Annotated in this window: 9 protein-coding genes; 4 read left to right on the forward strand and 5 right to left on the reverse strand. The window is 65.0% G+C overall.

From position 1 onward, the window contains the following. Nucleotides 1–25 precede the first annotated feature (25 nt). The 4 genes from BM214_RS08165 to BM214_RS08180 all read left to right on the forward strand — a co-directional run bounded on the left by BM214_RS08165 (nucleotide 26) and on the right by BM214_RS08180 (nucleotide 5,497). Nucleotides 26–421: a cysteine-rich small domain-containing protein gene (locus BM214_RS08165; protein ID WP_090485445.1), complete on the forward strand. Its 396-nt coding sequence runs from the start codon at nucleotides 26–28 to the stop codon at nucleotides 419–421. A gap of 174 nt (nucleotides 422–595) precedes the next feature. Next, complete coding sequence (bchE, locus tag BM214_RS08170; protein WP_090485448.1) at nucleotides 596–2,293, forward strand: magnesium-protoporphyrin IX monomethyl ester anaerobic oxidative cyclase; 1,698 nt, start codon at nucleotides 596–598, stop codon at nucleotides 2,291–2,293. A 76-nt stretch (nucleotides 2,294–2,369) separates the two neighbouring features. After that, nucleotides 2,370–3,932, forward strand: a complete 1,563-nt coding sequence (locus BM214_RS08175; RefSeq protein ID WP_177217627.1) for a cobyric acid synthase — start codon at nucleotides 2,370–2,372, stop codon at nucleotides 3,930–3,932. Between the two features lie 8 nt (nucleotides 3,933–3,940). Beyond that, entirely contained in the window at nucleotides 3,941–5,497 is a 1,557-nt protein-coding gene (locus BM214_RS08180; protein WP_244887901.1) for a cobyric acid synthase, read from the forward strand. A gap of 145 nt (nucleotides 5,498–5,642) precedes the next feature. Here the strand turns inward: BM214_RS08180 and BM214_RS08185 are convergent, their stop codons facing one another. The 5 genes from BM214_RS08185 to BM214_RS08205 form a co-directional block, all read right to left on the reverse strand. Further along, the gene (locus tag BM214_RS08185) at nucleotides 5,643–6,179 is read right to left on the reverse strand and encodes a DUF1640 domain-containing protein (protein ID WP_090485451.1); all 537 of its coding nucleotides are present in this window, start codon (nucleotides 6,177–6,179) and stop codon (nucleotides 5,643–5,645) included. Nucleotides 6,180–6,269: 90 nt separating this feature from the next. Continuing rightward, complete coding sequence (locus BM214_RS08190) at nucleotides 6,270–9,359, reverse strand: type I restriction endonuclease subunit R (RefSeq protein ID WP_090485454.1); 3,090 nt, start codon at nucleotides 9,357–9,359, stop codon at nucleotides 6,270–6,272. Nucleotides 9,360–9,372: 13 nt separating this feature from the next. Continuing rightward, nucleotides 9,373–10,695, reverse strand: coding sequence for a restriction endonuclease subunit S (locus BM214_RS08195; protein WP_218149044.1), 1,323 nt, complete (start codon nucleotides 10,693–10,695; stop codon nucleotides 9,373–9,375). Next, nucleotides 10,692–11,699 (reverse strand): virulence RhuM family protein, encoded by a 1,008-nt coding sequence (locus tag BM214_RS08200; protein WP_090485457.1) that lies wholly within the window; start codon nucleotides 11,697–11,699, stop codon nucleotides 10,692–10,694. The genes BM214_RS08195 and BM214_RS08200 overlap by 4 nt, the downstream gene beginning before the upstream one ends. Continuing rightward, the gene (locus tag BM214_RS08205; RefSeq protein ID WP_090485460.1) at nucleotides 11,696–13,843 is read right to left on the reverse strand and encodes a type I restriction-modification system subunit M; all 2,148 of its coding nucleotides are present in this window, start codon (nucleotides 13,841–13,843) and stop codon (nucleotides 11,696–11,698) included. Before BM214_RS08205 ends, BM214_RS08200 begins: the two co-directional genes overlap by 4 nt. Nucleotides 13,844–13,939 lie beyond the last annotated feature (96 nt).

Raw genomic sequence — 13,939 nt, forward strand, 5'->3', positions numbered from 1 at the left:
CGGAACGACCCACAGGGGAGGACCCATGGAACCCAAAGACCAAGCCCGCAACGAGGCCTACAAGGGCTTCACCAACCACGACTGCCCCTTCATGCCCTGCCACGAGGGCGTGACCCGGGAGTTCAACTGCCTGTTCTGCTACTGCCCCCTCATCGCCTACGAATGCCCCGGCCCCTACCGGGTCTTCGTGGATCGCCACGGCATGCGCCGCAAGGACTGCAGCGCTTGCAACCTGCCCCACAACGGCTACCGTCAGTCCTGGGGGTTCATCCAGAAATGGCTGGAGCGTCCGGTGCTCTGGGATGGGCATGAACAGACCCGATACGACGCCCGCCTGCCGGAGGAGGCGGACCCCCCGGCCATGGACCCCGATGGACGCGGCGAGCCCCACGATGAGCGGGATGGGGCGGCGAAAGACTGACCCGTGTCCTTGACCCGGCAAGCCCCCGCGCGGCGGCTGTCCAGCGCGGTTGACAGTCTTGAAAGGGCGCGGGTAGCATCCTTTGATTCGGGGACCAGAGGGCAGCCCCGCCAGATCTGTTCGTCGCGATCGTTTCAGGGAGCGGCGTCATCACCGTTTAGCGGGAGCGTGAACATGCGAATCCTTTTCGTACATCCGAACTACCACTCCGGGGGCGCCGAGATCGCCGGCAACTGGTCTCCCGCCTGGGTGGCCTATCTGGCCGGCTACCTCAACACCCATGGCTACACGGAATACGCCTTCGTGGACGCCATGACCGACGACATCTCCGACGAGGACCTGCGCAAGATCTTCGCCGAGCAGCAGCCGGACATCGTCGCCTGCACCGCCATGACCCCCGCCATCTACAAGGCGGAGCAGACCCTGAAGATCGCCAAGGAGGCCTGCCCCAAGACGGTGACCCTCCTGGGCGGCATCCACGCCACCTTCATGTTCCAGCAGGTGCTCACCGAGGCCCCGTGGATCGACGCCATCATCCGCGGCGAAGGCGAGGCGGTGACCCTGGAGGTGGTGCGCACCGTGGACGAGGGCCGCTGGCCCGAGGCCCGCAAGGACGTGCGCGGCATCGCCTATCTGGAGGACGACAAGGTGGTGGCCACCCCGGCGGCCCCCACCATCCGTGACGTGGACTCCATCATCCCCGACTGGGGCGTGCTGGACTGGCAGAAGTACATCTACATCCCCACCGGCACCCCTGTGGCCACCCCCAACATGGCCCGCGGCTGCCCCTTCACCTGCAGCTTCTGCTCCCAGTGGAAGTTCTGGCGCGACTACCGGGTGCGCGATCCCAAGAAGGTGGTGGACGAGATCGAGATCCTGGTGAAGGAACATGGCGTGGGCTTCTTCATCCTCGCGGACGAGGAACCCACCATCAACAAGGCCAAGTTCGTGGAGTTCTGCCAGGAGCTCATCGACCGCGACCTGGGCATCCTCTGGGGCATCAACACCCGCGTCACCGACGTCATGCGCGACGAGGACCTGCTGCCCTTCTACCGCAAGGCGGGCCTGGTCCACGTCTCCCTGGGTACCGAGGCCGCGGCCCAGCTGAACCTGGACAAGTTCGTCAAGGAGACCACGGTGGCCCAGAACAAGCGGGCCATCGAACTGCTGCGCAACGCCGGCATCGTCACCGAGGCCCAGTTCATCGTGGGGCTGGACAACGAGACCCCCGAGACCCTGGAAGAAACCTACCAGATGTGCGTGGACTGGAACCCGGACATGGCCAACTGGGCCATGTTCACCCCCTGGCCCTTCTCCGACCTCTACACGGAGATGAGCGACCAGGTGGAGATCTTCGACTTCGAGAAGTACAACTTCGTCACCCCCATCATGAAGCCCAAGAACATGACCCGGGGCGAACTGCTGGACGGGGTCATGAAGAACTACCGCCGCTTCTACATGAAGAAGGCCCTGTTCGGCTACCTGTGGGAACGCAACCCCCAGCGCCGCAGCTACCTGGTGGGCTGCCTCAAGGCCTTCCTCAAGAGCGCCTTCCAGCGCCGCTTCTACGACCTGGGCAAGGCCGGCTACTGGGGCCCGCAGACGCGCAAGACCGTGGACTGGAAGTTCGACTACTCCCGCAAGCTGGTCAAGCCCGAGCCGGAGCTGGAACAACAGGTGGTGGAGTGGAAGAGCGCCCCGGCGCGCAAGCGCGGCGGCAAGCCCGAGGCCCCCAAGGCCTGCGGCGGCGGCGATCAGCAGCTGGAAGACACCCAGGCCGCCCAGGTGAAGATCTGCGGCGGGGGCGACCAGCAGCTGGCCGAGAGCCTGGACGACGCCAAGATCAAGGAAAAGATCAAGGAAGACGTCTGAGCGCTCCCCGGGCGCACGACATCACCGCAGCATCGGGAGGGCGCCACGGGCGCCCTCTTTTGATTGGACCCGCCCCATGATCGAAGACCCCACCGCCCCCATCGACTTCCCCGCCCTCACCCGTCCCGGACCCCGCAGGGCCCGTGCCCTCATGATCCAGGGCACCAGCTCCGACGTGGGCAAGAGCCTGCTGGTGGCCGGCCTGTGCCGGGCCTTCACCCGCCGGGGGCTGGCGGTGCGCCCGTTCAAGGCGCAGAACATGAGCAACAACGCCGCCGTCACCCCCGACAGCGATCTGCCCCCGGGCCCCGACGGACAGATCCCCCGGGGCGAGATCGGCCGCGCCCAGGCCCTGCAGGCCCGGGCCTGCCGCGTGACCCCCTCCATCCACATGAACCCGGTGCTGCTCAAGCCCCAGACCCTGGCGGGCTCCCAGGTGGTGTTGCGCGGCCGGGTCCTTGGCAACTGCCGCGCCAAGGTCTACCACAAGATGAAGCCCCAGCTCATGCCCGCCGTGCTGGACAGCTTCGCCCGCACCGCCGCAGAGGCGGACCTGGTGCTGGTGGAGGGGGCCGGCAGCGGCGCCGAGGTCTACCTGCGCAAGTCCGACATCACCAACATGAAACTGGCCCAGAGCGCCGACCTGCCGGTGGTGATCCTGGGGGACATCGACCGCGGCGGCGCCCTGGCGGCGGTGGTGGGCACCCACGCCCTGCTGGACGAGAGCGAGCGCGCCCGGGTGGTGGGCTACATCATCAACAAGTTCCGCGGCGATCTCTCCCTGTTCGAACCCGCCTGCACCCTCATGACCAAACGCACCGGCTGGCCCTGGCTGGGGGTGGTGCGCTGGTTCGAGGGGGCCGCCCGCCTGCCGGCGGAGGACTCCCTGGCCCTGGAGCGCCCCGCCGAGGGGGAAGGCCGCGGCCTGAACATCGCCGTGCCCCAGCTCTCCCGGGTGGCCAATTTCGACGATCTCGACCCCCTGGCGGCCGAACCCGGCGTGAGCGTGCGCTGGGTCAAGCCCGGCACCCCCATCCCCCGGGACACCGATGTGGTCATCCTCCCCGGCTCCAAGGCCACCCGCGCCGATCTGGAGGTGCTGCGCCGCGAGGGCTGGGACATCGACATCCTCGCCCACGTGCGCCAGGGCGGGCGCATGCTGGGTCTGTGCGCCGGCTACCAGATGCTGGGCCGCGTGGTGCGCGACCCCCAGGGCATTGAAGGCCCGCCGGGGGAGACCCCGGGCCTGGGCCTGCTGGACCTGGAGACCGAGATCCGCGGCGAAAAGCACCTGGTGGAACTGGACACCCGCGACCGCACCAGCGGCTGTAGGGTCACCGGCTACGAGATGCACATGGGCCGCACCCAGGGTCCGGGCCTGGAGCGCCCCTGGCTGCTGTTGGAGGAGGACGGCCATGCCCGCCCCGAGGGGGCCGTCTCCGCCGACGGCCGCGTTGCCGGCGGCTATGTCCACGGGATCTTCGGCAGCGACGCCTTCCGCGCCTGGTGGCTGCAGCAGGTGGGTGCCCAGGCCTCGGCCCTGGACTACGAGGCCCGGGTGGAGGCGGCCCTGGAGGCCCTGGCGGATCACTGCGAGGAGAACCTGGACCTGGACGCCCTGCTGGCCCTGGCCCGGTGACCCCCGCCATGCCCCCTGCCCCCTTCACCCCGCTTGGCGAGCACATCCCCCGGCGCGCGCGGGTGCTCATGATCCAGGGCACCAGCGCCGACGTGGGCAAGAGCCTGGTGGTGGCCGGGCTGTGCCGGGCCTTCACCCGCCGGGGGCTCACGGTGCGCCCCTTCAAGGCCCAGAACATGAGCAACAACGCGGCGGTGACGGTGGACGCCGACGCCCCCCCCGGCGCCGACGGCACCCCCGCCCGGGGCGAGATCGGCCGCGCCCAGGCCCTGCAGGCCCTGGCCTGCGGCGCGCCGCGGTCGGTGCACATGAACCCGGTACTGCTCAAGCCCCAGAGCGACCGGGACAGCCAGGTGGTGCTGCGGGGCCGGGTGCTGGGCACCTGGTCCGCCGCTGGCTACCAGACCATGAAACCGGAGCTACTGCCCGCCGTGGTGGACAGCCTGCACCGCCTGGCCGCCCAGGCGGACCTGGTGCTGGTGGAGGGGGCCGGCTGCGGGGCGGAACGCTACCTGCGGGCGCAGGACATCACCAACATGGGCCTGGCCGAGGCGGCGGACCTGCCCGTGGTCCTGCTGGGGGAAGACGCCCGCGGCGGCATCAGCGCCAGCGTCATCGGCGCGCACCACCTCTGGACCCCCTGCGAGCGGGGCCGCGTCGTCGGCTACCTGGTGAACCGCTTCCGGGGCGATCCGGCGGTCTTCGCCCCCGCCATCCAAGACATGACCGCCGCCACCGGCTGGCCCCACCTGGGCACCCTGGGCTGGTTCGACGGCGCCGCCCGCCTGGCCCAGGAGGACAGCCTGGCCCTGGAAGGGGCCCACAGCAGGGACGGGCGCGGCCTGCGCATCGCCGTCCCCCGCCTGCCCCGGGTAGCCAACTTCGACGATCTCGACCCCCTGGCGGCGGAGCCTAACGTGGAGGTGCGCTGGATCCCCCCCGGGCAACCCCTGCCCCGGGACAGCGATGTCATCCTGCTGCCCGGTTCCAAGGCCACCCGGGCCGATCTGGAGGCCCTCTACCGCGAGGGATGGCACCACGACATCCACGCCCATGTGCGCCACGGCGGCCACGTGGTGGGCCTGTGCGCCGGCTACCAGATGCTGGGCCGCGTGGTGCGGGATCCCGACGGGGTCGAGGGCCCGCCGGGGGAGACCCCCGGCCTGGGCCTGCTGGAGATGGAGACCACCCTCACCGGCGACAAGCGCCTGCAGGACCTGGACCTGCGGGAGCGGCGCAGCGGCGCATCCCTGACCGGCTACGAGATGCACATGGGCCGCACCACCGGAGCGGCCCTGCAACGCCCCTGGCTGCTGCTGGAAGGCCCCGACGGCCCGCGCCCGGAGGGGGCGGAATCCAGGGATGGCCGGGTCATGGGAGGCTATGTCCACGGCCTCTTCGCCGGCGACGGCTTCCGCGCCCACTGGCTGCGGCAACTGGGGGCGCGCCCCTCGGGCCTGGACCATGGGCGGCGGGTGGAGGACACCCTGGACGCCCTAGCCGAGCGCATGGAGACGGAACTGGACCTGGATCGCCTCTGGTCCCTGGCGCGGCCGCTGGGATAGCCCCCAGCGGGGCGCCGCACCGGCCACGGGGCAGATCCGTCCCCCCCCGCAGGGGGACGGACGCTGCACAGTCCAAGGGGCAAAAACAGGTTGGCCAATGGCTGGTCCCTGCCGGCAGGCGGGGACTCACCTGCCGGGGTCGGCCTCAGGGACGGGCGATGGCGAAGAGGGCGGCGAGGAGGACGAGGGTCTGACCGGCCAGCAACCCCACCACCCAGCGCAGGATGCCGGAGCGCATCTGTTCCATCCGCTCAATGAGATCGGCCCGCAGCTGTTCGATTTTCCCGGTGAGATCGGCCCGGGTCTGTTCGATATCCCGTCCCAGATCGGCCCGGATCTGCTCGGACTCCCGGCCCGCATCGGCCCGCAACTGCTCGATGTCCCGGCCCACACCGGCCCGCAACTGCTCGATGTCCCGACCCACACCGGCCCGCAACTGCTCGATGTCCCGGCCCATATCGGCCCGCAACTGCTCGATCTCCAGGCGCAACCGGCCCTCCGCCTCGACGATCTCCTTCTGCAGCCGCAGTTCGGTCTCCCGCATGCCGGACTGGGTGGCCAGCTCCTTTACCTCCGGATTGCGCTCCTCCATGCGCTCGAAGGCCTCGGCAATGAGGCGGGCCCGCGTCTTGTCATCGGGCGCGGAGGCCAGCTGCTCGTAGAATTCGACGACGGAGGTCATGGGCAAACGCTAGCAGCCCGCCCCAGGCGCGGCAAGACCCGGCGGACACCCCATCCATCCCGCCCCGACCAAGGCAGTCCAGGGCCGTGATCATGCCCCGCCCTGTTTCACGGAGGCCGGCGTGATGTCCCCTCGGGGTTGAAGGCGGTCGTAGACCTCGTGCATCAGATGCTCCCCGGCCACCCGGCGGAAATCATCGTCGTTCATCAGGCGTCCAAAGATTTCCTCATTCCCGTCCATGCGCTCGATGAACAGGCTCTCCAGCATACGGTTAAAGACATAGGCGAAGTTGTCGCGGGTGTTGGCCCGGGCGGCTTCGCGCAGGGTGTCGTTCTCGACGGCGCTCTCGGCGATCTGGTCGAAGAAGAGCTGGTCGGCGGGGGTGAACTCGGTACCGAAGCGTTCATTGAGTTTGCCGATCAGGGTGGACAGCTCCACCTCGTCATCCTCGGCCCTTCCGGTGCCCACCTCGGTGGGTCCGTATAGTGGCTGCGCCTCACCCACGCCCAGGTCGATGGCGCCCTCGCTGATCTTCTGCAGCCGGTAATACTTCAGCGAGACCTCGTCCTCCAACTCGAAGACGGTGTCGTCGGCGCGCCGGGGCAGCTTGTGCAGCAGGAAGCGGGCATAGCTATAGAGCTTTTCCAGACTGCTGTCCTGGTAGGGGATGATCTGGGCCAGGAAGGCGTACAGGTTGCGGAAACTGGCCAGCTGACCCTTGAACTGGTCCTGATGGTCGTCGTCCAGTGCCCGGTAGCGCTCCACGGCCCGGTCGAGAATGGTGTTGATCTTCCGGTGATCCGCTGCGGTGGGTTCATTGCGGTTCTTGTACCAGATCCCGGCGAAGGCATTGACCTCATCCATAGTGAAGACCTGGTGCTCTTCCAGCCGGTGTTGCAGGTCGTAGAGCTGATGGGGGTCGCTGGGCTCGCCGGCCGGGGTGACTTCGTAATAGGGCTTGAAGGCTTTGAAGATCTCGCCCGGCTCGTTGACGAAATCCAGCACGAAGGTGTCCTCCTTGCCGGGGGCGGTCCGGTTCAGGCGGGAAAGGGTCTGCACCGCCTGGATCCCCGACAGGCGCTTGTCCACATACAGGGTATGCAGCAGCGGCTGGTCGAATCCGGTCTGGTACTTCTCGGCCACCAGCAACACCTGGTAATGCTCCGAGGCAAACCGCTCCGGCAGCTCGGTTTCCCTGATGCCCTCGTTCATGCCCACTTCGGTATAGGAGTGATCGGGGAAATCCGGATCAACGACGCTGCCGGAGAAGGCCACCAGGGAGCGGATTCCCTGGTAACGGGTATCTTCCTTCGCTTTCTCCCGGATGTACTGATCGAAGGCCTGCTTGTAGCGCACCGCATGCAGGCGCGAGGCGGTCACCACCATGGCCTTGGCCCGGCCGCCGATGCGGTGGCGGGTGTTGTGGCGGAAATGCTCGACGATCACCTCCACCTTCTGGGCGATGTTGTGCGGGTGCAGGGACATGAAGCGCGCCAGCGCCTTGGCCGCCTTGCGCCTGGGCACCTGCGGGTCGTCCTCGATGGACTTGATCAGCCCGTAATAAGTCTTGTAAGTGGTGTAGTTCTCCAGCACATCCATGATGAAGCCTTCCTCGATGGCCTGGCGCATGGAGTACAGGTGAAAGGGCGGCTGGCCGCTCTCGCCCGGCTCGTTGAACACCGCCTGGGTCTTGAACTTGGGCGTGGCGGTGAAGGCGAAGAAGCTGATGTTGGGCTGGCGCGGGCGCTTGAGCATCTCCTTGAACAGCCCCCGGCGCGCCTCCTCGGACAGGTCTTCCTCTTCCACATCCAGAAACTCCTCGGCGATGGCCGATTCGATGCCATCCCGGTTGAGCACCTTACGCAGCTCCATGGCGGTCTCTCCGGACTGGGAGCTGTGGGCCTCGTCCACGATCACCGCGAAGCGCTTGCCCGCTGTATACAGCTCCACCGCCTCCCCCTTCTTCGCCAGGGTGTCCATGGCGTGGCTGATGAACGGGAACTTCTGGATGGTGGAGATGATGATGGGTACCCCGGAGGCCAGCGCCTGGGCGAGCTGCTGGGAGTTGTCGTCGATCTTCTGCACCACCCCCTGCTTGTGCTCGAACTGGTAGATGGTGTTCTGCAACTGCTGGTCCAGTACCCGGCGGTCGGTGATCACCACCACGGTGTCGAACACCTTGTGGTCGTCACCGTCATGCAGGCTGGCCAGGCGATGGGCGAGCCAGGCGATGGAGTTGGACTTACCCGATCCCGCCGAATGCTGCACCAGATAGTTGTGCCCCGGCCCCTGCGCCCGGGCGCTGGCCACCAGCTTTCGCACCGCGTCCAGCTGGTGATAGCGGGGGAAGATCAGCGCCTCCTTGCGGTGCCGTTTGACGCCCTTTTGGGTAGTGACCTGGGTCTCGCTCACCTCCAGATGCAGGAAGCGGGCGAGGATGTCCATCAGGCTGTCGCGGGTCAGCACCTGCTCCCACAGATAGCTGGTGCGATAACCGCCCTCAGCGGCGGGCGGGTTACCGGCACCATGATTGTGGCCACGGTTGAAGGGCAGGAAGACCGTCTTGCTGCCGTTTAACCGCGTGGCCATGAAGGCCTGGTCCGGGTCCACGGCGAAATGCACCAGGGCCCGCTCCTTGAAGCGGAAGATGGGCTCGGCCGGGTCGCGGTCGTTCTTGTACTGGCGGATGGCGTCGTCCACCGTCTGCCCGGTCATGGGGTTCTTCAGTTCCAGGGTGACCACCGGCAGGCCGTTCACCGACAGCACCACGTCCAGGGATTTCTTCGGATGCCTCTCGCTGAAGTGCAGCTGCCGGGTCACCCGCAGGCGATTGTGGCCGTAGGCCGCGGCGGCCTGCGGGTTCATGCCGGTATTCGGCGCGAAGTAGGCCAACCGGAAGGTCTTGCCGAAGCACTTGAAGCCGTGGCGCAACACATGCAGGGCATGCTTGGAGGCCAGTTCCTTGACCAGCGCGCCCAGCAGCACCTCACCGGCCTGATCCCCGTGCAGCTTCACCAGCGATTGCCAGCGCTCGGGCTGGCTGGCGGAGACAAAGGCAATGACCTCGTCGGGAAAGAGCGCCCGGGCCGAGTCAAAACCCTGGGGGTCGCCTTGCTCATAGCCGCCGTGATCGATCAGCGACTGCTCCATGGCCTGTTCGAAGTAGATTTCCTGGTGCATGGGCTTCTCCGGTTCAGGCCACCTTGATCTGGCCGGTGACGGCGTTGGTGATCAGGGCGGAGCGGTATTCTTCCAATTTGGAGATAGCACTTTTTATCGACTCTTCTATTTTCTTTATGTTCTCGCTTACCTCTAACGCAAATGAAATAATCTGCGATTGTTCATCATCGGGAGGAACGGGCAGCGCTTCATTTACAATATAACGATTTTCTAAGCTTTCAACCGTACAACCAATTTTAAACCATAACGGGAGAAGAGATTTTTTTTTGGCAAAAATCAACCAAAAGAGATACCTGCTGGATAATCTATCAATAGAGATCATGGCTTTAATATCTTGATTAATTGCCACATCTCTAGATGCAACACCAACAGGCATGGTATGCCTAAGTATTCCCGAACGCATTACGATTAGTACCGAGTCACATGGCACCATGTTCGTCGAGGTCTCATCTATAGCTAATTCCGTAATATAGTCAATAGTCTCCGATATAAATTGGCGTTTCATATCTTTCGGAGAAACCCAAGGTATATCGCCATTCCAATACTCTTTATTTTGAGTAGCCGGCGTGCCGCCTCCACGGCCTTTAAACAAAAATTTCATTTTTTTCGTTTCCCAATGCGCCGGAATCTCCCCCAACCATTCGATGCCGCTATCTTTCATGGGGGCATCGGGGTTCAGGCCCTTGGTAACGGCGCGGGTGATCAGGGCGGTGCGCTTTTCGTCCAGCAGGTCCAGCAGGCGGCGCTTCTTGGCGATCAGGGTGTCGATCTCGGCGGTCTTTCGGTCGAGGAAGGCGGTGATTTTTTGCTGTTGGTCTAGCGGTGGCAGCGGTGTCTGAAAGTCCTTGATGTACACTTCCGGCACGCGCTTTTGTCCACCAGCGCCATACATAGCACCCTCGCCCAGCTTGCGAAACAGCTCGGAAATGCTCAGATAAAACAGAAAGCGCCCGTCGATATCTTTGGCCGGGCGAATGACATGCAGCTCGGTTGTGCCAAAGGCAATGCCGTTCTTCAGCCCTTCCGCGAACGCGCCCTTGCCGTTCTCGAAGCAGGGAGTGATCTTGGCCACCACCACGTCGCCATCAACGAAAGGCGTATAGCCGTCACCCATTCCGTCCAGGGGTTTGACCTGATCGAGCTGGATACCGCCGTTCTCACCGATAGCCGCCATGGGGACGAAGGAAACCTCCGTCTCCGGCGGCATATCGACCCTGACCGGTTTGTTGATCCGCGTGAGAAACCGTAACCGGCGGTTCTGCCACCCTTCCGGACAAGGCACGGCATGGGACAGACCCATTGCCCCGAGTCGCATGTATGAGGCTTCCTGGATCATGAATCCTTCCCCTTGCGCTCGATCTGCTTTTCCAGCGCTTCCAACTCCCGCAGCTCCTCGGCATCGGCCTCTAGGGCCTCGTCCCGCCGCCGCTGGGCGTCGAACTGCTCGTAGCGCTCGTGGGCGATCCGCTCCGCCTGCTTGGCGCTGATGGAGCCTGCGCCTTCCAACACGGGGCGGTCGCTGAATTCCAGCAGCCGGTCCACGTTGTTGCGCCAGTAGTCCAGGGTCAGGTCCTGGCGCTGCTTGGCGCGCAGTTCGGCCTGTTCCAGGAACATCACCACCAGGCGGTTGAGGTCGTCGATCTCGTCGGCGGTGAGGTAGTTCTTGGCGATGGTGACGTCCTGCTTGCGCACCCGATCGCCCTTCCAGTGGGTAAGCGCCATGTTGGGGGAATCGGCATCGGCGCGCTGGACCACGATCTCGGCGGCGGTGTGACCGGTAACCGCAAAGAGCAGCTTGTTCTGCACCTCGGCGAAGAACAGGTTGGCATCGCGGTCGCCGGGCCGGTAGTCGCTGGAGAGGGTGAAAAGCTCGCGCACCTTCTGGTAGAACCGCTTCTCCGAGGCGCGGATGTCGCGGATGCGCGCCAGCAGCTCGTCGAAGTAGTCCCAGCCGCCGGGTTCCTTCAGGCGCTCATCGTCCATGACGAAGCCCTTGACCAGGTACTCCTCCAGGTGGGCGGTGGCCCACTGGCGGAACTGGGTGCCCCGGGGGGAGCGTACCCGGTAGCCCACGGCCAGGATCATGGGCAGGCTGTACCACTTGACACGGTAGTTCTTGCCGTCGGCGGCAGTTGTCAAGTTTTCCTTTACAACTGACGCCTCGGACAACTCCCCTTCTTTCAGGATGTTACGCACGTGCAGGCTGACATTCTGCTTGGTGGTGGCGAACAGCTCGGCCATCTCCGCCTGGGTCAGCCAGGCGGTGTCGCCCTCCACGCGGAGATGGACCTCCGCACGGCCGTCCTCGGTGCGGTAGAGGATGAGTTCTCCGGCGCTCATTGGGTCACCTTGTGCAGCATTTCCAGGATCTCCTGCTCCAGTTCCTGAATGTCCCGTTCGATGGCCTCCAGGGGCCGGGGTGGTTCGTAGACGTAGAAATGCCGGTTGATGGGGATCTCGTAGCCGACCCGGGTCTTGGTGTGGTCGATCCAGGCATCGTGGACGAAGGGCAGCACCTCGCGGGCCAGGTAGTCCTGGCAGTGGTCGTGGACCAGATCCAGCAACCGGCTGTTGTCGGCGTCCTTGTCGTAGCCCATGGGCAGCGGCAGGGGAATATCCGCCGGCAGGGGGACGATCTCGGTGTCGCGCAGCTCGGTATCCGGCTCGGGGTTGCCGTCCTGGTCGCAGCAGATGGCCGCCTGCGGGTCGCGCTCGGACAGGGCATGGAGGATGGCCTTCTTGATGGGGGCGGGCAGCTTCTCTCCGGCGTCCTTGAAGGCGGCCTTCAAGACCGGCTCGAACACGGCGCGGTCGGTGTAGGACCCATCATCCATCCCCTGCAGGATGGCCAGGATGCGCCTTTGCGTGGCCTTGCCGGCCTTCACCTCGGCGTCGTGCTCGGGCTGGTCCTTGCGTTTCTTGCTCTTGGCCAGGTTGAGGAAGGCGGTTTCCTGCCAGAGGCGCTGGATGCGCTCGGCGCTGGCCTGGAAGTTGAGGCGCAGGGGGCGCTCCACGGTGAGCTTCAGGTAGCCGAAGTCGCGGTTGTCGAAGACCTTGGAGCAGATGCGCTCGGCCTGCTCTCCATTGAGTCCCACCCGGCAGGTGGCGCCATCCTTGAAGTCGGCATACAGGCGGGTCAGCTCTTCGATGTGGTCCTCGCCCAGTTCGTTGCGCTTGTTGCCCAGGCTCTTTTTCATCTTGCGGTAGTGGCGGGTGCCGTCGATGAGCTGCACCTTGCCCTTGCGATGCGCCGGCTTGCGGTTGCTCACCAGCCAGATGTAGGTGTAGATGCCGGTGTTGTAAAAGAGCTGATCCGGCAGGGCGATGATGGCATCCAGCCAGTCGTTTTCGATGATCCAGCGGCGGATGTTGCTCTCGCTGGGTCCGGGTTCGCCGTTGAACAGGGGCGAGCCGTTGAAGACGATGGCGATCCTGGAGCCCTCCCCACCCTGTTCCGGCGCGGGCTTCATCTTGCGGATCATGTGCAGCAGGAACAGGGTGGCGCCGTCGTTGATGCGCGGCAGCCCGGGACCGAAACGCCCGCTGAAGCCCAGCTCCTGGTGCTCCTTCTTGACGTACGCCTCCTGAGGCTTCCACTCCACGCCAAAGGGAGGATTGGCCAGCATGTAGTGGAAGTCCTTTTCGGGGTGGCCGTCCCCCGTTTCCCCATCCCCCAGGGTGTCGCCAAAGGCGATGTTGTCCACCGGCTCATCCTTGATCAACAGGTCGGAACGGCAGATGGCCCAGGATTCCTCGTTGTACTCCTGGCCGAAGAGTTCCAGATGCGCCTGGGGGTTCTGCTGGGTGATGTACTCCTCGGAGACCGAGAGCATGCCCCCGGTGCCGGCCGTGGGGTCATAGATGGTGCGCACGATGCCTGGGGTGTAGATGTCCTCGTCTTCGGTGTACAGCAGGTGCGCCATGAGGCGGATCACCTCCCTTGGGGTGAAGTGGTCTCCCGCCTCCTCATTGGCCTGCTCATTGAACCGCCGCACCAGCTCCTCGAACACATAGCCCATGTCGTGATTGCTGACCCGGTCCGGATGCAGGTCGATACGCGGGTCGGTGAAGGCCTTGACGATGAGATACAGCCGGTTGGCCTTGTCCAGCTTCTCGATCTCCGACTCGAAGTCGAAGGCCTCGAAGATCACCCTTGCGGATTCCGAGAAGCCGTTGATGTAGCTGGTGAGATTGGTGGCGATGTTGTCCGGGTCCGCCAGCAGCTTCTCGAAGGTGTAGGGGCTGATGTTGTAGAGGGGGTGGTTGCGATCCTTGCTGGCCTTGCGCGCCAGCACCTTGTGCAGGGCATCGCCTTCCAGGCCGCGGGCCTGTAGCTTCTCGTATTCCTCCAGGACCTGCTCCTTGGTGGGGGCGAGCACGCAATCCAGACGGCGCAGCACCGTCATGGGCAGCATCACCTTGCGGTACTGGGGCGGACGATACGGGCCACGGAGCTTGTTGGCGATGTCGAAGACAAAGTGGATGTGAGGTGGACCCCAAAATTCGGACCAGGGGTTAAGCTCTGATCATTCCGACAGGAGAATCTGATCATGAGCAGGAAACGCAAGCAATACAGTGCC

This window comes from Ectothiorhodospira mobilis, assembly GCF_900114895.1.
GTDB classification, from domain to species: domain Bacteria; phylum Pseudomonadota; class Gammaproteobacteria; order Ectothiorhodospirales; family Ectothiorhodospiraceae; genus Ectothiorhodospira; species Ectothiorhodospira mobilis_A.